At 58.9% G+C, this 18,860-nt stretch carries 31 protein-coding genes and 1 pseudogene; 3 read left to right on the top strand and 29 right to left on the bottom strand.

Features of this window, described 5'->3' with window-relative positions; genetic code table 11:
- Positions 1-48: 48 nt before the first annotated feature.
- The 25 genes from G7K71_RS00155 to G7K71_RS00035 all read right to left on the bottom strand — a co-directional run bounded on the left by G7K71_RS00155 (position 49) and on the right by G7K71_RS00035 (position 14,949).
- Positions 49-762, bottom strand: coding sequence for a phage minor head protein (locus G7K71_RS00155; protein WP_166342682.1), 714 nt, complete (start codon positions 760-762; stop codon positions 49-51).
- Positions 746-2,296 (bottom strand): DUF935 domain-containing protein, encoded by a 1,551-nt coding sequence (locus G7K71_RS00150; protein ID WP_166342680.1) that lies wholly within the window; start codon positions 2,294-2,296, stop codon positions 746-748. The genes G7K71_RS00155 and G7K71_RS00150 overlap by 17 nt, the downstream gene beginning before the upstream one ends.
- Positions 2,296-2,820 (bottom strand): hypothetical protein, encoded by a 525-nt coding sequence (locus tag G7K71_RS00145; protein ID WP_166342678.1) that lies wholly within the window; start codon positions 2,818-2,820, stop codon positions 2,296-2,298. Before G7K71_RS00145 ends, G7K71_RS00150 begins: the two co-directional genes overlap by 1 nt.
- The gene (locus G7K71_RS00140) at positions 2,798-3,931 is read right to left on the bottom strand and encodes a phage terminase large subunit family protein (protein ID WP_166342676.1); all 1,134 of its coding nucleotides are present in this window, start codon (positions 3,929-3,931) and stop codon (positions 2,798-2,800) included. Before G7K71_RS00140 ends, G7K71_RS00145 begins: the two co-directional genes overlap by 23 nt.
- 2 nt (positions 3,932-3,933) lie before the next feature.
- The gene (locus G7K71_RS00135) at positions 3,934-4,479 is read right to left on the bottom strand and encodes a phage protein Gp27 family protein (protein ID WP_166342674.1); all 546 of its coding nucleotides are present in this window, start codon (positions 4,477-4,479) and stop codon (positions 3,934-3,936) included.
- 1 nt (position 4,480) lies between these two features.
- Entirely contained in the window at positions 4,481-4,783 is a 303-nt protein-coding gene (locus G7K71_RS00130; protein ID WP_166342672.1) for a hypothetical protein, read from the bottom strand.
- Positions 4,784-4,786: 3 nt separating this feature from the next.
- Positions 4,787-5,104 carry a hypothetical protein gene (locus G7K71_RS00125; RefSeq protein ID WP_166342670.1) on the bottom strand — a complete coding sequence of 106 codons (318 nt, stop codon included), beginning with the start codon at positions 5,102-5,104 and terminating at the stop codon, positions 4,787-4,789.
- Positions 5,098-5,484 (bottom strand): phage holin, LLH family, encoded by a 387-nt coding sequence (locus tag G7K71_RS00120; RefSeq protein WP_166342668.1) that lies wholly within the window; start codon positions 5,482-5,484, stop codon positions 5,098-5,100. Before G7K71_RS00120 ends, G7K71_RS00125 begins: the two co-directional genes overlap by 7 nt.
- A 3-nt stretch (positions 5,485-5,487) precedes the next feature.
- Positions 5,488-6,261: an N-acetylmuramoyl-L-alanine amidase gene (locus tag G7K71_RS00115; RefSeq protein WP_166342666.1), complete on the bottom strand. Its 774-nt coding sequence runs from the start codon at positions 6,259-6,261 to the stop codon at positions 5,488-5,490.
- An 11-nt stretch (positions 6,262-6,272) separates the two neighbouring features.
- On the bottom strand, positions 6,273-6,599 hold the full coding sequence (locus tag G7K71_RS00110) for a hypothetical protein (RefSeq protein ID WP_166342664.1): 327 nt from the start codon (positions 6,597-6,599) through the stop codon (positions 6,273-6,275).
- 133 nt (positions 6,600-6,732) lie between these two features.
- Positions 6,733-7,152: a phage protein GemA/Gp16 family protein gene (locus G7K71_RS00105; RefSeq protein ID WP_166342662.1), complete on the bottom strand. Its 420-nt coding sequence runs from the start codon at positions 7,150-7,152 to the stop codon at positions 6,733-6,735.
- Positions 7,153-7,155: 3 nt separating this feature from the next.
- A complete protein-coding gene (locus G7K71_RS00100; protein ID WP_166342660.1) occupies positions 7,156-7,611 on the bottom strand; it encodes a hypothetical protein in 456 nt (151 codons plus the stop codon).
- A gap of 29 nt (positions 7,612-7,640) precedes the next feature.
- Positions 7,641-8,039, bottom strand: a complete 399-nt coding sequence (locus tag G7K71_RS00095) for a DUF5406 family protein (protein ID WP_166342658.1) — start codon at positions 8,037-8,039, stop codon at positions 7,641-7,643.
- A gap of 26 nt (positions 8,040-8,065) precedes the next feature.
- Positions 8,066-8,596 carry a hypothetical protein gene (locus tag G7K71_RS00090; protein ID WP_072870698.1) on the bottom strand — a complete coding sequence of 177 codons (531 nt, stop codon included), beginning with the start codon at positions 8,594-8,596 and terminating at the stop codon, positions 8,066-8,068.
- Between the two features lie 10 nt (positions 8,597-8,606).
- Positions 8,607-8,957, bottom strand: a complete 351-nt coding sequence (locus G7K71_RS00085) for a hypothetical protein (RefSeq protein ID WP_166342656.1) — start codon at positions 8,955-8,957, stop codon at positions 8,607-8,609.
- 109 nt (positions 8,958-9,066) lie between these two features.
- Positions 9,067-9,570: a host-nuclease inhibitor Gam family protein gene (locus tag G7K71_RS00080; protein ID WP_207712553.1), complete on the bottom strand. Its 504-nt coding sequence runs from the start codon at positions 9,568-9,570 to the stop codon at positions 9,067-9,069.
- A complete protein-coding gene (locus tag G7K71_RS00075) occupies positions 9,567-9,794 on the bottom strand; it encodes a hypothetical protein (RefSeq protein ID WP_166342654.1) in 228 nt (75 codons plus the stop codon). The genes G7K71_RS00080 and G7K71_RS00075 overlap by 4 nt, the downstream gene beginning before the upstream one ends.
- Positions 9,769-9,981, bottom strand: coding sequence for a hypothetical protein (locus G7K71_RS00070; protein WP_166342652.1), 213 nt, complete (start codon positions 9,979-9,981; stop codon positions 9,769-9,771). Before G7K71_RS00070 ends, G7K71_RS00075 begins: the two co-directional genes overlap by 26 nt.
- Positions 9,963-10,532: a hypothetical protein gene (locus tag G7K71_RS00065; protein WP_166342650.1), complete on the bottom strand. Its 570-nt coding sequence runs from the start codon at positions 10,530-10,532 to the stop codon at positions 9,963-9,965. The genes G7K71_RS00070 and G7K71_RS00065 overlap by 19 nt, the downstream gene beginning before the upstream one ends.
- Before the next feature lie 239 nt (positions 10,533-10,771).
- Complete coding sequence (locus G7K71_RS00060) at positions 10,772-10,960, bottom strand: hypothetical protein (RefSeq protein WP_166342648.1); 189 nt, start codon at positions 10,958-10,960, stop codon at positions 10,772-10,774.
- Between the two features lie 10 nt (positions 10,961-10,970).
- Positions 10,971-11,999 (bottom strand): AAA family ATPase, encoded by a 1,029-nt coding sequence (locus G7K71_RS00055; RefSeq protein WP_166342646.1) that lies wholly within the window; start codon positions 11,997-11,999, stop codon positions 10,971-10,973.
- Between the two features lie 28 nt (positions 12,000-12,027).
- Complete coding sequence (locus tag G7K71_RS00050) at positions 12,028-14,073, bottom strand: Mu transposase C-terminal domain-containing protein (RefSeq protein ID WP_166342644.1); 2,046 nt, start codon at positions 14,071-14,073, stop codon at positions 12,028-12,030.
- 1 nt (position 14,074) lies between these two features.
- Positions 14,075-14,233: a hypothetical protein gene (locus G7K71_RS00045; RefSeq protein ID WP_166342642.1), complete on the bottom strand. Its 159-nt coding sequence runs from the start codon at positions 14,231-14,233 to the stop codon at positions 14,075-14,077.
- A 33-nt stretch (positions 14,234-14,266) separates the two neighbouring features.
- On the bottom strand, positions 14,267-14,437 hold the full coding sequence (locus G7K71_RS00040) for a hypothetical protein (protein ID WP_165613268.1): 171 nt from the start codon (positions 14,435-14,437) through the stop codon (positions 14,267-14,269).
- Between the two features lie 14 nt (positions 14,438-14,451).
- The gene (locus G7K71_RS00035) at positions 14,452-14,949 is read right to left on the bottom strand and encodes a hypothetical protein (protein WP_166342640.1); all 498 of its coding nucleotides are present in this window, start codon (positions 14,947-14,949) and stop codon (positions 14,452-14,454) included.
- Positions 14,950-15,320: 371 nt separating this feature from the next.
- On the opposite strand from G7K71_RS00035, the gene G7K71_RS00030 reads away from it, so the two are divergent.
- Positions 15,321-15,641 carry a hypothetical protein gene (locus G7K71_RS00030; protein ID WP_166342638.1) on the top strand — a complete coding sequence of 107 codons (321 nt, stop codon included), beginning with the start codon at positions 15,321-15,323 and terminating at the stop codon, positions 15,639-15,641.
- Here G7K71_RS00030 and G7K71_RS00025 read toward each other — a convergent pair.
- The 4 genes from G7K71_RS00025 to G7K71_RS00010 all read right to left on the bottom strand — a co-directional run bounded on the left by G7K71_RS00025 (position 15,638) and on the right by G7K71_RS00010 (position 17,375).
- On the bottom strand, positions 15,638-15,865 hold the full coding sequence (locus G7K71_RS00025) for a hypothetical protein (RefSeq protein WP_166342636.1): 228 nt from the start codon (positions 15,863-15,865) through the stop codon (positions 15,638-15,640). The genes G7K71_RS00030 and G7K71_RS00025 overlap by 4 nt on opposite strands.
- A gap of 136 nt (positions 15,866-16,001) precedes the next feature.
- Positions 16,002-16,175 carry a hypothetical protein gene (locus G7K71_RS00020; RefSeq protein WP_166342634.1) on the bottom strand — a complete coding sequence of 58 codons (174 nt, stop codon included), beginning with the start codon at positions 16,173-16,175 and terminating at the stop codon, positions 16,002-16,004.
- 27 nt (positions 16,176-16,202) lie between these two features.
- Positions 16,203-17,045 (bottom strand): Bro-N domain-containing protein, encoded by an 843-nt coding sequence (locus G7K71_RS00015; RefSeq protein ID WP_166342632.1) that lies wholly within the window; start codon positions 17,043-17,045, stop codon positions 16,203-16,205.
- A gap of 93 nt (positions 17,046-17,138) precedes the next feature.
- Positions 17,139-17,375 (bottom strand): helix-turn-helix domain-containing protein, encoded by a 237-nt coding sequence (locus tag G7K71_RS00010; RefSeq protein WP_166342630.1) that lies wholly within the window; start codon positions 17,373-17,375, stop codon positions 17,139-17,141.
- Positions 17,376-17,491: 116 nt separating this feature from the next.
- Between G7K71_RS00010 and G7K71_RS19155 the strand changes: the two are divergent.
- Together G7K71_RS19155 and G7K71_RS19150 are read left to right on the top strand one after the other, a co-directional pair.
- Positions 17,492-17,680: pseudogene (locus G7K71_RS19155) on the top strand (helix-turn-helix domain-containing protein); the annotation flags it as partial.
- A gap of 12 nt (positions 17,681-17,692) precedes the next feature.
- Positions 17,693-18,007 carry a hypothetical protein gene (locus G7K71_RS19150; protein ID WP_243174783.1) on the top strand — a complete coding sequence of 105 codons (315 nt, stop codon included), beginning with the start codon at positions 17,693-17,695 and terminating at the stop codon, positions 18,005-18,007.
- The last annotated feature ends 853 nt before the right edge of the window (positions 18,008-18,860 follow it).

Here is an 18,860-nt window from a genome sequence, read left to right as displayed (position 1 = left end):
TTTTTCCCCGTTGGTTTGTTACCGCCGCCCGTTACTTGCTAACTAAAATCATTCCGTTGCCCTGGCCTGGTACGCCTGGCGCAAGGCCGGCGGGTATTTGCTAAGGTCCGGCTCCCACTTCGTTTTCGCCGGGTTGTGAGCAAACCCCGGGTCGGGGAGCAGGGGGCGGGCCGGCTGGCCGGGCGGTTCTATCATCCCGGGCACTTCCGTCTCCACCGTCAACCCGCGCCGCCGGACCTGCTCCTCGCTGAGGCTGATCACCCCGCAGCGACACCGGTACCCGTTGGGGGGATACCAGGTATCCCAGAACGGGTGGTCGTAGCGGTACACCTTCCCGTCCAGCGCCCGGTGTGTTGGCCTGGTGCGCCTGTCGTTAACCGCATTGTACATCCAGTACGGCCGCCGCTCAACGATATCGGGATCCGTCATTCGCCGGTAATGGCCGACCATATAGGCAGTCTGGATGTTGGTACGGAAGATGTTGTCCAGACGGTAGGGGGTGAGACCCTGCCAGCCCCGGCTTTCAAGTATCTCGTTCACCTGCCGCGCGAAATCCTGTTGCGTCAGGCCCTCTTCGATGGCCCTGAGCAGGGCCTCGTAAATGTCCTTGAGCACGTCCAGTGCGGCAATACCGGCCACCGAGAAGGCCAGACTCCTGTACTCGCCCCAGAGCTTCTCGAAGTCGCCGGGCGGGAGCACAACCTTGTCCCGGAAGAACTCCACCGCCTCCTCGAAAGCAAGGGGCTCAAGCCTGATGTCCATCGGCCACCCACCTTCCGAACAGGTCCGCTACGAACATGGCCCGTGCGACCAGTTCTTCCAGCTCCGCCGTGTCCATTTCCGGGTAAACCTCCGGCAGCCGGTCCCGGATCTCCTCCAGGCTCGCCCCGGACTCAATGAGCTGTCGCAGCGGGGCCAGGAGCGTTTCCAATGCGGCCGCAGCCCGCTCGCGCGCCCTGTCGGCCAGGTCGTCGACCGCCGCCTGCGCTTCCTCCTGGGGAGGCGGGGGTACATCTTTCAGCGCCTTCAGCGCCAGCCCCGTGGGCGAGACTGCCGCACCCGGCGGAGTCAGGATCTCTTCTCCCGACTCCGGCTCCGGGATGCCGAACTTTTCGTAAACGTGCTTTTTGGCCACGGGCAGGCCGCAGTCTTTAATCAATATGCTGTAGACCCGGGCCGTTTTTTCCAGGTCCTCCGGCTCGGACAGGTCGAACTTCAACCAGGGTAGGTTCGGGCCGTCCCCAAGGTTGAACCGGACCAGCGGGCGGAAGAGATCCCGCCGCAGGGTTTCGGCCAGGGCCTTGGCATCCGCCCTGGTGAGGTCGCGCCGAACCTCGTTGTGCGTCTGGCTGGCGGCGTAGGAACCACGGTCGCCCACGTCCGCCGTCAGGGTCTGGCCGAGGATGGCCTTGCTCATCTCCTTGTTGCAGAACTCGGCAAGGGTTTCGTAGACGTTGTCCGTCGCCCCCTTGACCGCCTGCACGAACTCGATCTCAGTGCTTTTAGAAATGATGCCTGCGGCGTCGGTACCCAGCTGGACGATGGCCTGGATCAGCTTTTCTTTGTCCTCCGGGCTGGTGGAAGCATCGTACTTGCCGACCCTGAGCGGCATACCGTAGACCTCGGCAAAAGTAACCCAGTCCTTGACCGCATAATTCTTGAACAGGTACATCCAGGCGCAAACCCGGACGATGCCGGCCCGCGACGGGTGGCCGCTCCTGGCCCGGTAGCGGTGGACGACGAACTTGTTCTCCGGGAGCTCGATGCCGCGTACCGGCTCCTGCTCGGTCAACAGGCGGAACTCGTCCTTTCCACCGAAGGTGATCCGCTTGGGGTGGACCCACTTCAAGCGGTCCACCATGGCCATGCCGCCGGCAATTTTCCACATGATCTCGCAGACCGAGAACCCCTTGCCAATGGCGTCCAGGAGGTCGAGCAGTGCGTCCTCCAGGCCCTCGAACTCCAGGGCGTCCTGGACGAGTTGCGCGGCCTTCCTGTCCGCCCGGCTGCTGGAATAGGGGACTATTTCCCAGTCCAGGCCCAGGACGGCCTGCTTGCGCTTCTGCAGCTCGCTAAAAAGGTGGGAGTCCTTCTCCTCCATCTCTTCAAAGAGCTCCATCTGGCGGTAGACGTCACCGGCGTCGGCCTCTTTGAAGATACTGGCCAGCTTTTCTGGCGTTAGCCCCTGGGACGGGTAGGATGACCAGCGGTCGCGCACGGAAACCACCGCGATCTCGTCCAGGAGGGGTCCTTTGCTCTTCTTGATTGGCTTGCCGTCCGGACCGTAAATAACCATCAGTACGCTCCTTTACCGAACCTGGCCCGCCTTGGAACCACCGTAGTGTACTCCACCGGACCTATCTTCAATCCCTTTCCGGTGGCCAGCCACAGGGCAATCCGGGCCGAATTGATTGCCATCCCGTAGTGGTTGGCCACGTTCTTTTTGTAGCGGGCCGGGCTGTCCTCGGACTCTTTCTCTTTTTCCTTGACCAGCTTTTTCAGGTGACTCTCGACCGTACGCAGCACCTGCTCCTCAGCCGGTGTCCGCGGCTTCGGGAGCAGTGCAAGCGGGGGAACGGTGGCGAACAGGTCGGTAGTCTCATCCAGTGATTCGTCGCGGTCCACGGTCACCACGCGCACCGTGCGGTCGCCTTCGCCTTCTGACTTCTCCTTGAGGTCGGAACCTTTGAAGTATTGAATGTATCCCACGGCCCGGGTGAGGCTCCGGACCACCTGCTTGGATGTCGTCTTGTATGGCAATGCGTCTATGACCAGTGCACCGGCGTTGAATGCGTGTTCAAGGTGTTTGACCCGCTCCACCAGGTCCTCGACATCGATCTCCTCGAAGTGCAGGAAAGCGGATACCTTCCCCGGCGAAGGGGGCCGCCACCGCGATATGCGCCCGGTCGCCCATATCGATGCCGATACCGGTAATGGTGTCGCCCCAGCGGTCGTGCCAGTAATAATCGCCGGCCTGCCTGACCCTTTGCAGGACCTCGTCCGTTATGGGCTGCATGTCGCCGCCGTCGGGCCTGGCCAGTACGGAGCACCTGAACTTTGCCAGCTTGCTCGGCTTGTTCTGGGCCTTCTGCCACCTGTCCCAGATAAAGGCCAGGTTGAGCCCGGGCATGATCAGCTGCGGCACTCGATAGCTCACGTGGTCACGGGTGCGCTCCGGCTTCTCCGGGATCCAGCGCCCCTCGTTTACGTCCAGGGGGGTGCCGCACTTCACGCACACCAGCATGACCTCTCCCTTATGGCGGATGAAGTTCTGCGGGAATTCGTCCTCCACCACCTGCTCGCGGCGGCATCCCCGGCACCGCACGTGCCAGCGCCGCCGGTCGCCGTCCTGGTACCGCTCATCGATGCCTATGCCGGGGAACATCCCCACCGAGAAAAACCTGAGCAGTGCCAGGTCGGAGGCCGCTATTCGGTCCAGCGACCAGTCTAAGTTTTCCTGGTCGATCAGGTCCACCTCGTCGTACAGGTTGCAGTCGCTGGGAATCGAGATGGCCCCCAGGACCGACTGCAGCCCCACGAAATACAGAAAATGCGTGTCGATCTCCTTGAGCCCCGTCTGGTCGGTGCCCCGCAGCCGGCTGCGCAGGTATTCGCTCCGGTTGACGAAGGCATCCATGCGGGTGGTAGAAAACCGGTCGGACATTTTCTGCGTGGGGAGGAAGTAAATTACGTTCCGGCGGGCCTGGTCCAGAAGGTATATGGCAAACCCAAGGAACAGGGTGGAGAAGCCCGTCTGGGCGCCCTTTAGAATGGTCATCTGGCGGTGCTTCATGTTGCCGACGATTTCCACCAGCGCCCTGCGCCGGCTCATGTCCCAGGGTCTCCCGTCATCCAGGCGCACGTTTTTGTGCATCCACTCGGCGAAGTCCAGGCCCGCCTGGCGCTCGCCGATCAGATCCTTGATCAGCATGGCTACTTCCTCAGCGCCTCCGCCTGCCGGTCCACCATCTCCGCCAGCCTCGCCGCCAGTTCCGGGTCGGCGGCCACTTCCGCGCGCAGCGCCTCCTTGATCCTGGACACGGCTGCATCCACGCCCCGGTTGAAGTTGAACTTCAATTGCTCACGGCGCACACCGGAAGCCTCCAGCTTGGCCAGGGCCTTGAGAACTTCCGTTACCTTGGCCTGGGCCAGATCGTCCAGATCCACCTGCATCAGGAACTCCATGATCAGCTGGGTGGCCAGTTGGTTTGCCGCCTCAGCCATCTCCGTGGCGGGGGCGTCGGGGTTGACTTCCACTATCGCCCTGGCCTGTTCTTTTACCACCCGCAGCCGCTCCAGGCGGGAGAGGAAGTCCTTGCCGTACCGCGCCAGGGAACTTTTCCCCACCGGGTGGCCCATCTGGTCGAGCCAGTCGGCGAGCTGCTGGTACGTATAGCCCTCCACCAGCTTGCGGTTGATGGCTTCCACTATTTCCGGGGGGAGGGTCTCGACCTTGAAGTGCTTGCGCCGCTTGCCCACACTACAACACCACGCCGGGGTCAGCCGGGATATTCCCTTCCAGCAGGTCGACACCGGTGGCCGTCAATTTGACCAGGGTGCGGGTTACGCCCAGGATATCGTCCTTTTCCTCCCACCGGGTGATGTAGCCCTTTTCGGCCAGGTATGCCAGGTAGCCGTTCAGAACGGCAGGGGAGGTGGGGCAGGACCGATCGCTAAGGGTGACCTCCAGCAGCTCCACGCTGGCCGGCCCCGGATAGGCCACTTTGAGGATTTGCATTATGTGTCCCCGCACAATACGGGCTTCGTACTTTTCCAGCCCCATCACTTAACGCCCCCAATCAGGCGGTTTAATGCCTTGTTGATTTCGCTCACTTCCTTGCCGATGTTGTCCACCTTGTTGTCCAGCCCGGCAATCGCCCGGATGAAGTCGTCCCGCAAAGACGTAACGCTGGGGCAGGGTTTCCCTGATGACGTTGAGATCCTTCTGGATGCCGTCGATCTTCTGATCCTGCTCCTGCTGTTTTTCTTTCACGCTTTGCCTGATGTCGCGCAGGAAATAGGCTATAATTCCCATGGCCACGCACAGAAGGGTGTAGAGCAGCGTGGCCACCGGACGGTACAAATCGGACGGCAGGTCTAGCACGTGCTGCCCGCCTCCTTGCGCACCTCAAGCAGGTCCGCCCACTGGTTGCCGAGCTCGTCCTTGGTGGTTCGCAACGCCCACTCGATCAGGCCCTTGATCTCGTCGTCGGAAAGGGTGATACCCACCCGGGCCGCCTGGGAGGCCAGCCAGGCGGCGGCCGCATTGTACTTCTCCGGACCGCTGGCGCCCTTCCAGGCCTGTTCGACGTACTTCACTGCGATGAGGGCCATGTCTTTCTTTGTTTGCAGTTCCTCCTGGACCCTGCGCAGCTTTTCCACGCCCATCTTGCGCCGTAGCCACTCCAGGCCGGCCGCCACACCCACGGGAATGATGACCGCCAGGGCCGCCCTGCTAACTTCCAAAATCAGTTCGCCCCACAAGCTTTATCCCGCCTTTCGCAGTTCTTCCTGCACGACCTGGCGGACCAGGTCCTTGATCCCGGCCATGATGATGTCCTTGAGCCGCATGCACAGCGCCACACCCTCGGCCCGGGTGAGGCCGTCGTTCGGGCGGAACTTCTCATCCCTGGCAACCAGGCCGCATCCCAGGGCATCCTTGATTATACTTTCCGCCCAGTGTCCCGAGATGTCGGTGAACACTTTTTCCACCTTCCTTCCGATCAGTACCGCCTGCACGTCCTTTTTAAAGCCGCTCCAGGCGGATTCCGCACCGGCAAAACCGTACTGCCGCGCCGTGGCGTCGTTCACGAAAAACCGGGGGCAGTCTTTGCCGGTGACGTCATAATGCCGCCATATGCGGTCCACGCCCCAGCCATAGCGGCGCAGGATGTCGGCCACCAGATCCACCGCGTTCCTGTAAGTCACGGCAAAATCCGCATCGGCATTTACGCAGATCTCAACGCCGATAGTGCAGTCGTTGGGGTAGCGGGACAATTTTTGCAAAGCTTCCGGGCGGTAAACCCGTGCGCCCACGTGGTAGGCCATCTCATCTTCGGGGATGCACAGGATTGCCTCGCGGTCGTCCACAATCCAGTGGGCGGACACTTTATCCTGCGGGTGCGTCTCGAAATAGTCGCGGTTGGCCCGGGCGTTGGCGCCGCGATTGGTGTTGGCCGTCCAGTGCACGACCACCGCCTTGGGCTTGATCTTGCGCCCCGGGCGGTTCGCGGAAGTGAGCAGGAGGGTGCGCTTCTGCATGATTACACCTCCTATATTGTGGGGCGTTGCGGTCCGGGTTCCAGTTCCCCAACCGCCGGCTCGCCAGTTTCCTCCATGACCGGTGCGGGCCGCCGCGCCCCGCTTCTCCGGAGGACTCCCCCGAACCGGGAGGCAACCCGATCGCCGAAATACCCTGCCAGGATGGTGAGTACGGGCCACGAGCACACCGACAGGAAGTCCACGTGCAGGTCGGCCAGCCGGCCCCGCATCAGTGCCGCAAGCATTACGATCACCACCAAAACGTATACCCCTGAAAAAACCAGGGCCAGCGTTTCGGTAATGCTCAACCCGTCGTCGTCGTTGTAAAATCCCCTCATGTTATCGCCCCGGCCGGGTGTTAAAAAATTAACAGTCCCCCAAAAAAGCCGAATGGGGCTGCCGGACGTTCATTCGTCCGGCAACCCCGGTTCCATCGTTGTGATCTGGTTTGTTTGCTTAATTATACCTCACTTACCGGCTGTTGTACAGGGTTTTCTTGCGCCGTTCCACCATTTTCTTAAGGCCTTCGATCACCCGGTACGCACCGGCCGCGTCCAGCCAGCGCAGGTGGGCGACACCGGCCGTACGCCTGACAAAGCCGGCCAGCCGGCGGGGATTGTCGTTCCAGCCCAGCTCCACCGCCAGTTTTTCGATGAGATATATCTGCTGCCTGGATGCGGCGGTGGGGCGGTAGTCCTTGCGGCTGCGGTCCACCAGGTAGTCGATCAGCCTCATGGCGTCCCGCCTGGTGAGCTGCGACAGGCCGTCCACGCCGGCCATGTTGTGCGCCAGCCCGCGCAGGTCTTCGTGGTCCATGCCCAGCTCCCTGGCCAGGCAGAACAGCTTCCGCAGTTGCGGGGCGGTTGCTTTTGCATTGGCGGGCGCGGGCATGTTTTACACCACCTCTCCCGGGGGCTTCCTGCAGACGAGCATCCCGTTTCTCTCGTCCCACACCGCCGGCAGGCGGCAGGGTATGGGCCAGCCCTCGTCACGCAAGAGTTTCCCCAGCTTTGTTGAATTCAGGTAAATTGCCGTGTTCCCTTCCTTTCTCTCTCTCCTCGCCTTTATCCCGTCGGCCGCCTCCCGCAGGGCCAAAAAACCCCTGTTCAAACCCACGGCTATCCGGGCCTCCGGGGCGAACTTGCCTCCCGCCGCATGCGAAAGCCTGATTCCTTTATCCGTAATGGTTAGGCTCAGCTCATCCCTGAAACCGCGCGGCTGGATTTCCGCACCGTACCAGGTGAAGGCGCCGGGGTCCCAGTATGTGACCACCTCGCCGGCATCGTTTTGATCCTGATGATCCTCCGGCGGCGCTGGTTCCGCCTTCAGGCTCTTTAAAACCCTGGGCATTTTATTCCTCCTTCCGGCTAGCTTTTCAATTATTTCTTTGGCTTGTAGTCGACAATTTCTATCCCCACAATGGCATCCTCGAATTCATGCTGGTCGCCGCAATCATTAAGTGTATCTCCTTGCTTATTCGTTAACACTGCTGTATACCAAAAATCGTCGTCAATTTTGAAATTACAATCGGATTTAATTTCAGAGGGATCGCAAAGTGCCAATTCCCAAATAGTATCCGCTATGTCGCTCATCACACTGATCCCCCTGCAATTACCGCCGACCTTTACCCATATGTGGCCACGAAAGTCCCATCTTTGAATGGTTATTTTAATTGTGTGCTCTCCGAAACCATAGGGAGCGTAATTATACATCGTTTTGGTAGCATTGTCGCTCTTTACCGGGCTGGCGGTATCAGGTGCAATCTCTATTCGGTCCAATTTGAAACCCTCCTTGCCGCAACGTATTAAGCGTTTTTCCTCACCGTTTCCAGGCGGAAATCTAGTGAATACTTGAGCTTGCTGAATTCGGCCGCATACTGTTTCCGCAGGGCCTCCAATCCCTTTTCCACTTCCTCCCTGGCCAGCTCCAGCTTCCTTCTTTTAGAGCAGATCTCTTGGAGCCTGGCTTCGACCTCCGCCTTCTCGCTGTCCAGCACCGCCAGCCTGTCGTTAATCGCGCTTATGTGCTGTTGTGCCTGCTCCTGCGCCTCTTCCAGCTTTTTTTTCAGTTCCAGCAGGCGTTCGGTCTGCATCCGGCAGATCACCCGGTTAATGTCTTCGGAAAAACCGAAATCCAGGTTCACCACCGTTACCACGACCTCATCCTTGACGATGAACAATATATTGTCCTTTATGAAATATGCGTTGTCGAGCTCATCATATACCCGGATGGCTTGTTCCAATCCTTTTAGCATTTCGCTCTGTGCCCGCTCGGGGCCCGCATCCGGGTTTACCCTCTCCCGCCAGCGCTTCAGGGCGTGCTTTGATACCTCCACGTTTTCCCTCCTAACTCAGGTACAGGGATTTCAAAAGCGCCCGCCTTCGCTCCCGCTCCTCGTCATCCTGGCGGCGGTTTCTTGCTTGCAGCACGTACCTGGGCCACAGGTCCAGCACCCGGGCCAGGTGGTCCACTTTATCCCCCCAGTACGGGTGCCGGAAAAGCCAGTCGATGCAGGCCTTCCAATCTTCAACCGAAGGCGCGTTTTCCCCGGCGAGCATCGTCCGGGCCACCGCCATCTGCCGCAGGTGCCAGTCCCGGGGGAACTTGTGCACCCCCCGGGACTTGAGCTTCTCCTTCAGGTATTCCGCCAGGTCCTTCTCCTCCGGGGAGAAGGACCGGCCCGCGCGTTTCGCCATCCCTTCCATCACCCTTGCATCCAGTGCCTGGCCACCACCAGGGCCGCCAGGAGGTAGCCCCCCACGAACCCCAGGAAGACCAGCGCAGCTTTTTCCCTGGCATCCATTGTCAGGACACCTCCGCCAGTTTGTCTCTGTTTACTTCGTACCAGAAAACGTCCTCCACCTTCAGCCTGGCACCGACGGATTCTATAACGGTGGGGTCATATTTCTTCAGCTCATCTTTGCTCACCTCTTCCTTAACAATAATGCAATCGGTCATTCCCTTCGCTTTCAGTGCCGCCAGGATGGCTTTCACATTTCGTAAAACCACCTTCGTGGACTGCCTGAACCCCAGCCGGCCGAAGTTGAGCACCTTGGACTTCCGCCCGTCCATGTCCTCCCGGTGCCTTTCGGCAAAGTCTTTCACCAGCAGTTCCAGGTACTCCCGCCGCTCCATCAGCGGCCTGGCCAGCCCGGCCAGTTCCTCCTTCATCGCCATCATCTTTTCGTTGTACCTGGCCTCCAGCCCCTCGATTTCCAGGGTCAGCCGGCCGATTTCCTTGAGCGCATCGTCCACCTCGACCCAATCCTTTAAGCTCCTGATCTTCTCTTCCTCCAGCCGCTTCCTCACGCGCCGCACCTCCTCAGCTCAAATCCGGCCCACCGGTAGTTCTCCCGCCGGCCACGGCGGGCCTTTTCCAGCTCCCGCAGGGTCATCTGTTCAGGCGGATCATTATCCTCCAGCTCAATCAGCAGGTAACGGCCTTTCCCCGGGCATGCCGCCATTACCCGCCCGGCCATCATCGCCCGTCCCGCCACCATCACCCTGTCACCGACAGTAAAGATCTTTTCCACGGCTCATCCCCCCGTTTTTCCTGGCCACCCGCAACAGGTAATTCAACCGCTTCTCCGCCGCCCCCAGCTCCAGCACCGCCGCATCGACCAGGTCCGGGTGGTCGGCGTAATCCAGCCTCTGCCTGGCGGCCTCCACGGCTTCCAGCGCCGCCCGGACCTCATCCCAGGTCACTGCCACCGCCTGCATCTAGATCCCCCCGAATTTGTACATGCTTCTTTAGCGGGCATGTACTTCAACCTGATGCCCGCCACCCGCTTCAGCTTCATACCCAGTTCCCGCGCGATCTCGGCATCGTTCATGCCCCGGGCCGCCAGGACCAGCACCCTGATATGCTCTTCCAGCGTCCCCAGCTGCCTGGACAGCCCGGCCACGCTCCGGGCATCCCGGCCCAGCAGCCGGGCCGCCTGGCGGCAGTCCATCCCGGCGGCCAGCCAGGCCCGCACCCGGAGTTTGTCCTTGATCGTCCACCCGTCGCAGGCCATCATCTCAATCCGCCGGATCTCCTCCGCTGTGAGCAAGCTGTCAGCCGCTTCCACATCCTGCGGGATGGTGGCGGGGCGGGGAGGGGATGTGGCTCCGGCCTGCCCCTCCATCCGCTCAAATTCTTCCGGCGTTATTTCCCTGTATCCACCCGACATCCAGAACTCCTTCAACCGGCAAAAGCCCTCGCCGGTTCGTATGTCCACCCGGCATATGGGGCGGGTGAACCGGTCTACCACGCTTTTCTTGTTCAACATTATCCCTCCTTTCGCGGCCTGCCGCCGGGCACCGGTCCCGGCCCGCCATCGCGGTCGTCAGGTGGGGGAGGCCATCCCCTCCACGAACCCCGGTTTTACCCGGGGTTTTCGGCTATTCCTACAGCGTCATGGCGACGCAAGCTCCAACATATTCGCCATTTTCATATAACAGCTCGATTCCCGCTTTGCCATCGAAAGAACAGTTCCCGTCGCAAAGCGGGTTGTATTAGATGCACTCCCTAATTGTGCAGACTATCGCCATCCGTGCCTGCACCTCCCTCCCGGGGAAATTGGGTCAGGACCCACTCAAGAGTCCTGATTGAAATGTCGTAGCTCTCCCTGTACTGCGGTTTCGCCTTCTCCCTGCAGTCTTTCAGGATCCGGATCCTTTCCGTTATAACCCTCTTTAAATAGTCCTGCTGTTTCATACCCGGCACCTCAGAACTCCAGCCCCAATGTCTTTGGTGACACCAGCATGCCGTCGGCCTCCCTGACGATTTCCGTGGTGATGGTCTCGCCCGGTTCGCACAGGTCCAGGGCGTTCTGCAACAGCCTGGTGAACCGCCGCAAACCCCCGTGGGCCTTGCTGACGGCGGCCGCCACCAGGTAATTCCTGGCCCCTTCCGTCATTCTGTATCCGGAGAGAATTTGCATGGCTTCATCCCTGGTCACGCCTTTCATATAATAGGCCCTGCGCACCCGGCTGTAAAACTGGGCCAGGTTGCTCTGCCCCCCGGGTCCCTTGACCAGGTACTTCGCCAATACGGGCGGACCGGCTAGCACCAGTCCGCTGTGGGCTTCGTCCCATATGCCCCGCAGGACGTCCAGTTTTAAGACCGAGTCCCGGCTGACCAGCACGTCGGCCTCGTCCACGATGATCAGCACCGGGTCCAGGCGCAACTGGTTGACTATCTGACGGGCCATGGCCCGCCGGGAACCGCTCAGGCTCACACCCAGCTTCTGTCCAATTTCGAATAAAAGCTCCTTCGGCGACATGGTCACGTCGGCCTTGATGTACGCCGCCCGCTGCTCCCGCCGGCAGAATTCCTGCAGGGCCGTGGTCTTGCCGCTCCCCGCGGGGCCGATCACTACCCCGATCTCTCCGTCCTCCTGGCACATGGCACACAGGCCGAGCACCTGCCGCAGATCCTCGGTCATGAACAGCCCCGCCGGGAAAGCAGGGTGGGGGAGGATTGTTGTGCTCTCAGCCGCCCGCTCCTGTGTCTCGCCGGCGGCGGCCTGCTCCACCCTGGTCCTGAATTGCTGGAGCTTTGCTATGAGGTTGGCGCTTTTCTTTGTCCCGCTGAGAAACTGGCTGATTAGGGAGTGAGAAACTCCCATCTCACGGGCGATGGTGGTCACCGTCACCCCCCGGTTTTTGATCAGGTCATTCAGCCACGCCCGCAGCTTTTCCGCGTCCTCTTCGATTGCGGGTTGCATTCCGATTACCTCGGCCGGTTCCGCCATGCTCTATCAACCTCCGTAACGTTTTTTCTCATTTCGCCAGCACCCGGTCGCCCCAGGCCAGCAGCAGCCTTTTCGACCGGCTGCCCGCGCCGCTTTTGCCCTTGCCGGGAGCCCGGCTTGCACCTTCCCCGGTGCTCTCCAGCACCTCCCGAACCTGGCGGGCTGCGCTTTCCCCGCCCGTCAGGCGCTGCACGTTTTCATCCACAGCTTTTTCCACAGGTCCGTCCAGGTCGGTGCCCGCGTATGAACGCCTGATGCGCTTGGCCTTCCGCACGATTTCACCAGGTAGGACGTCTTCGATTCCCTCCACGTAGCTGGCCATCTTGAGTTTGAGGGCCTTTTTTACCCGCCGGTTGGCCCGCAGCCTCTCTGCCAGTTCTGCCCGGTCCAGGCCGTGGGCCAGGGCCTCTTCGTTTCTGGCGGTGCCGATGCACTTGCCCCGGTACCAGATCAGCACTTCGCCCACCCGGTGCGGGTCGTACCAGACCTGGACCCATTCGCCCACCAGCATGCCCAGGTCCACGTTGTGCGACCAGTAATCTCTTCCGAGGAGCCTGATATAGCCGGGCTGGACCTTTACGCGCTCCTTGCGCATCATGAGGATGTCCAGGTCACGCTCGTCGACCAGGCCCGGCCGCACGTGCTGCGCTGCCGCGAAGGCGTTTGCCGGCGTGTCTTTAATTTGACTGTGCACCTGGTTGTTGTAAACTTCTACGTACTGCGCCCACCGCCGCACGAAGTCCTCAAACTTCAAGAGCTTGCCCTGCTTGAGCAGCTTTTTCTCGTCGTACCCCGGCGGTCGGTTTTCCGGAGTGTTGCCACAGTAGCCGGGCAGGTAGAGCGTGAACTGGTCGTGCACCGTACGGAACAGGCGCTCGATGGCCTTGCTCCGTGGCGTCCTGGGGATGCAGTTTCTGATACCGATGTCCAGCCGTCGGCACACGTCTTTTATGTATTCGTTGATGTATTCTTTACCCCAGTCGGTGTATAAAGTCCCGGGCAGTCCGTGGGTGATTATGGCGTGCCGCAGGGCCACGGCGATGGTGTCGCTGTTGGCCGGGCCGGCGGTGACGCACCAGCCCACAATCTTCCGGCTGCGCAGGTCCATCCAGGCGCTTAGATTGGGGCGCACCGCCCGGCCGTTGAACTCTAAGAAGATGTCGAACGGGTGCCCGTCTCCTACTATTTCCTCCATGGCCATCAGGTGGCTGTACGTGCGCCGCACCTTGGGCATCATCTTTGACTCGTATTCCTTGTCCCCGCGTGTGGCCAGCACTTCCTCCGCCGGCTTGATGTCCGCGATCACCCGGTATACCGTCGCCCGGGATGGCAGCGGCCAGCCCTTCGCCGCCGCCGCTTTCTTCAGCTCTTCATATACCTTGCTCTTCTTCGGTGGTGGGTACTTCAGGTACATGGCGCGGATGAACTTCTCCACCTCCGGTGTTACCGAGCGCCGGTTCTTGCCTTTTGTGCCCTCGCCCGTCCTGCGGTACCGGTCGTGTACCAGCCCGATCACCCCCTCGTTAAGGTACCGGTCCGCCATCCGGTACAGTGTCGTCTTGCTTACTTTTCGCCGCCTGGCCAGTGCCTCCAGGCGTCTGGCTTTGTCTCCCCAGGGGCCGTTCATCACCTCCAATGCCTCCAGGACAACCGCCTCCCACTTTGCCCTGGCATCGTTGATGATCTTCCGGGCCTTCTCCTCGCCGTACTTGGCAATCAGTTCCGCCAGGGACCCGATTTTTTCCCCTTCATTCGGGTCGTTTTCCGGTTCCGGCGGCGGGGTAGGGGGAGAAGGAGGTGCGGCCGCAACCTCGGCCAGGTAACGCCGCCGGGCTTCCGGGGGGAGGGCATCCAGGGGCACGAGGTATACCTGTCCGCCCAAGCCGCCCCGGCCCGCTTGGACCCGGGCCTGCAGCTCGCCCGCCATGATCTTTTTTCTCACGGCCCGCTCGGTCACCCCCAGGGCGCGCGCCGCCTCGCTTGTGGACAGCCATACCGCCTGCAGCAGCCCAGCTCCCTCCTTTAGCCCATGCAGGGGAAATATGCCAGAAAATATGCCAGAAAAATATGCCACTTTACTTAATCCGCTTCCGGTACCTCTCACGACATTTGTCCTTATATCTTTTGCGTTTTCCAGGCTCGTTCCAACCCCCGGCGTGCCTGCTCTGTTGATAAGTTCCGAGATATCCTTTGAATGCGCTCTTCAGCTCCTCCAGGGTCAGTAATTTCGTCATTTTTAGACCCCCTTGTTTAGCCCGGTTCCGGGCTTAACTCTTCAGCATGACCACCGTATCCCTCACCAGTTCGCCCAGGCACGCGCTGCAGATCAGCTTTCCTCCCGCCGCCGGCCTTAAGTCGCTTATCCTTTCCCATTTGCCCCAGGGGTCCTTCCGCCGCACCCGGGGATGTTTGCCGCACACGCAGCACACTTTTTTCACCGCCCGTACCTCCTTTAGCCGGTAGCCCACATCTTTTCGATCATCTCTCTTACCACTTTTTCCCGCCGGGCCAGGTCCCGCTTTACCTGGTCTATCCGGCCCAGCTCCGCCAGTAGGGCTTCTTTGGATTCAAGGACATAACACTTCAGCATCCGGGCCATCATCCGCAGGGGCTCCAGGTGTCCCGTCACAAGGCAGAACGCCGGGAGGTATTCCGCCGGGAACCGGTGATACTCTTTCGACTCGGCCGTCCACGAATCAAGCTGGCTCTTGGTTATCTCCACCCCCACCAGCTCCGACATCCTGGCCGCCACCTCGTACCGGCTCAGGCTGGACCTTTTCAGCCCCTCGGAAATCGCGTTTCTCAGCCGGCTGGAAATATTGAAGCTGCCCGGCGCCGGTCTCTCCTCCTGCTGCCGCGCCTCGTCTTCCCTGATCACGTCGAAGATCGTGAGCTGCTCGAACCCTCCCCGCGAGGCGGCCACGTTTTTCTTCTTTCTGCCTGTGGCCACCGCGTAATCCCCCCTCAATTCAATAATCCCGCTTCCACAGATTACAAAAATTCTTATAATCCTTCCTTAAACTTGGGGCAGCATCCGGGGGCTGCCTCCGGCCGCCCCCTTTCAGCCGGTGAAGCAGGGCGCGTACCGCATCCAGACCCTGCCTCACCGGCGGTTATATTGTTGACCGGGAGAACCCCCCGGTGTAAAATGGAGTTGCCAGCATCCAAATTACGGAGGTTCTCCCGGTGAATATCACCCGGATTATTCATCCGGAAAGGAGATGAGCTACTATATCAACGATCGCCTCCGACCCCAAGTTTTTAGTCCTGATCCTGGACGCTTTCGTATCAAACTTTCTTCCACCCGCCACTTGCCGCAGATTGGATCTGGTCTACGACAATTGCAAGGATATCGGAGAAGATATCAACATTTATAACCGTTACGACAGCGAGGTAAATGAACATATTGAAAAGCTGGCCAGTATTTTTACCCTCCAGGAGAAGGCCGCCCAATATTTTAAAAAATTACCGCTTCACATACAGATTAACCTTAAAGGTCGTTATGACGCAGCAAGGGAACTGCTTGAAGAAATCAAAAGTGCCACCATCAAAGTCCCTGCCGGTATAGATACCCTCTTTAAATGGTTTTTCATTGAATTTTGGTATAACAGCGATGACTATATTTTTCCGCGGAACTATTAGATATCTTTAAGGAGTTCTTCTAGCTCTTCCTTAAGCTTTAGCACCTTGCAGGCAACTTTAAGCGCAACCTGTTTCGGCAACCTACCATTGCAGAATAGATTTAACATGACATGTGGGACCTCTGAGTACCGCGCAACGAACGCAAACCCTTGTTCTATTATCCACTTCCTGGCTTCACCAATCTTCTCCTCATCATGTGAAACGACCTTGCCCTGCATCTCCATGCCGCTCACTCCTTTCAGCCCGGCCCCTCGCGGGCCTTATCTTTTCACCGGTATACCCCGCCTGTTGGCCGCTCGGGCTAACGCCGCTATTGCCTGACCTCGCACAGGTGGTCCTCCAGCCAGTAGTAATCCATCTTCACGCTGCCGTAAATGCCGTCGACGAACTCCACGAACCGGTACACCCGTCGCCGGCCTGTTCCCGCCCGTATATGATGCCGGTGGGCGTGAACCCCAGGATTAACTTGCACACCTTGGCCGCATCTTCAAAAGGGATCTCAAAAGCGGTTCCCTTTTTCTCGCGCTCCGGCATTTCAAACCCCTCCTTATGGCTTCTCGGTTAAATCACCCCGGGGCCGAAGCCGTCCAGGATGCGGTTCTTGGCGAACCTGGCGATGGAGCTTTTGCCCACGCTGATCCCCTGGGCCTTCAAGACCTCCCCGATCTCCTGATAGCTATATCCCTTGCCCAAAAGCCTTGTCACCAGGTCTGCCACACCCAGCCTCTCTAGCTTGGATACTGACCGCCGACCGCTCTTGGCGCTCTTCTGCCGCTTCACCTGTAGAGTCACCCGCAGGTCCTCACCCGGTCCGGCCTCCGGCACCGGTATGGTGCACCGCGAGGCCGCCGCCCGCTGCAGGAGGGTGACCACCGCCTGCACCACCACCTCCATCTGACCATGCATGGCTGAAAGCAACTGTCCCTGGCCCCGGATCTCCTTCTGTACCGCCTGCATCAGCTGCAGGCTTTGGGCCACCACCTGCCCCTGCTGGACGATCAACTGGGAAAGCTGCTGCACCGGTACCAGGTTGCCCCGCTCCACCGCCTCGTACAGGTCGATTAGGATCTCCTGCACCATCACCGCCCTCGGCTGGTTGGATTTCATACAAACTTTCAAAGCGCCGCGTTTGGTGAAGTATAGAACCGGTTGCTCTCCAGAAGGGGTCGTCAATTTGACGATACCCGCATCCCTGTCAGTGAACGAAGCCTTATTGCGATAGTAAAGATTGTGAAGGTTACGCTCCTGGCTGTACCCCAGCGCCCTGGCCAGGTCCCGCGCCGTCACCACCGGCTGGCCGTCCACCTCCACGATCCGGACCTCGCTCCGCTCTGCCAGCACCGGCAGCACATTTTCCATGACCACACCCGCCTTTCGCCGGAAAATTGACCGTGCCCGGTCCAAAAATTACCGCCTCCTTTCCATTGCCACCCCCTCTTGGTTCTGATAAGATTAAATCGGTGTAAACAAGTTTCCAGTGGAAATGACCGGCGGCCCTTAGCGCGCCGCTCTGCGTTCGACCTCGGGCGGCCAGATCTCGTCTTCCGGCAGGCCCAGGGCCTCGGCGATAACAGGGCGCAGCCGCCGGCCCTTGTAATTGTCTTTGCCGCTAAGCATTCTGGTGACTGCAGGTGGCTTCACCCCGGCCCGGGCCGCTATGTCCACGAGCTTGATGCCCCGTCTCATCAGCTCGATCCTGATTTCCAGGCCGGTCAGGCCCTTTTTTGTGGCCAACACTGAAGCCTCCTTTCCGTAGACATGCCCTTGGAAAATTTTTAACACCCTCTGGACATAATGATAATGTAACTGTGGTGAGTAGTCAATAACAAAAGTTATCTGTGGTGCATTTTATGAGTCTTGCTGAACGGCTGCGAAAAGCCAGGAAAACCCTAAAACTTACGCAAGCTGAATTTGCCAAGCCTCTTGGTATTGATAGGGGTTACGTCTCTTCGCTTGAGCTTGGCTTAAGAGAACCATCTCAGACGTTACTAAGCCTCATTAAACATGAATATGGCATCTCAGATGAATGGCTAAAAACAGGAAAAGGGGAGATGTTTATCTCCCCGGAAGAAACCCTTAAAAACTTGCTTGCCCGCTTTGGAGAGCAGGACTTTCTGAAAGCCGTCAATAGTATAATGAAAGAACGCGGCCTGGCCGTGGCCGCCGGCCGGCCTGCCCACCGCGCCGACACCGGTGACCCCGACCTGGACCGGATGCTGAACGACCTTTACGACCTCTGGTCCGCTGCCGACGACGATATGAAGGGCTGGATTAAAGTTCAATTCCGCCGGGCCTTCCCTGATGATGTCATCGGGGAAGCCCAAAAAAAACAAAAAGAATCCCTGGGGCAGGCCTCCGCTGGCTAACCTTACACTTATTACCAGTTGCCGCCATCTAAATATCTAGTTTACCATAAATTGATGACGGCCCCCACATTTACTTTACCGGTCGGCCCTCCTCGTCCTGGAGATACATCGGCCAGAATTCTTTAATGATACTTTTGTTACCTTAAAGTATTTATGGAATCCGCCAGCAATTGATTTTCCTGCATTCTTACTGCGCCAGGCCTGCGGCAGTTTCAATTTCCCCAGTATTTACAGGACATTCCGCCTTTCGCTGAATATGCATAATTATACAATTCTAATGCATAATTATGCATATTTTGGGACCCTCCCCAGTTCCGCAATCACCCGCCCGCAACTGCACACCCATTGCCCTAAAACCTTGATTTTCAAGGCCTCAGCAGTGGTTCCGCAATCAAAACCGGTTCCGCAATCAAGTTCCGCAATCCAATCCCACGAATTGCCAGTTTTACCATCTGAATTAACCACAAAAATGACCCTCCGGAAGCCCAGCCACCGTATAACACCTTCTCCTCAAAACAATCGTTCACCGACATTGTTACCCTGTATCGATCCTTGTAACTCCCATCATTCCTGGATTCTTGAACACCGGTGCTCCGCAAATCTATGCCCGGTAACGATATAGTAACAGATTATAAATAGCCGGTAACGCACCCACCAGACCACGACTAAATTTCCAGGTAATAATCACCATATTGCCATAAGATTGCAAACACCGGGCCGATCATCTGAATTTTTCTCACACCAAAATGAAAAAAATAAAAGCGGTCCAAACCCGCATCACTCCTGGCTTAACCCGTCTTTTCCCTCCCAAACCCGCCTTATCCCATCTTTTTCATTTTATTTGAGAAATCAC

Origin of the sequence: Desulfofundulus sp. TPOSR (genome assembly GCF_011393055.1) — a bacterium.
Taxonomy (GTDB): Bacteria; Bacillota; Desulfotomaculia; order Desulfotomaculales; family Desulfovirgulaceae; genus Desulfofundulus; species Desulfofundulus kuznetsovii.
This window is presented reverse-complemented; position numbering and strand designations above follow the sequence as displayed.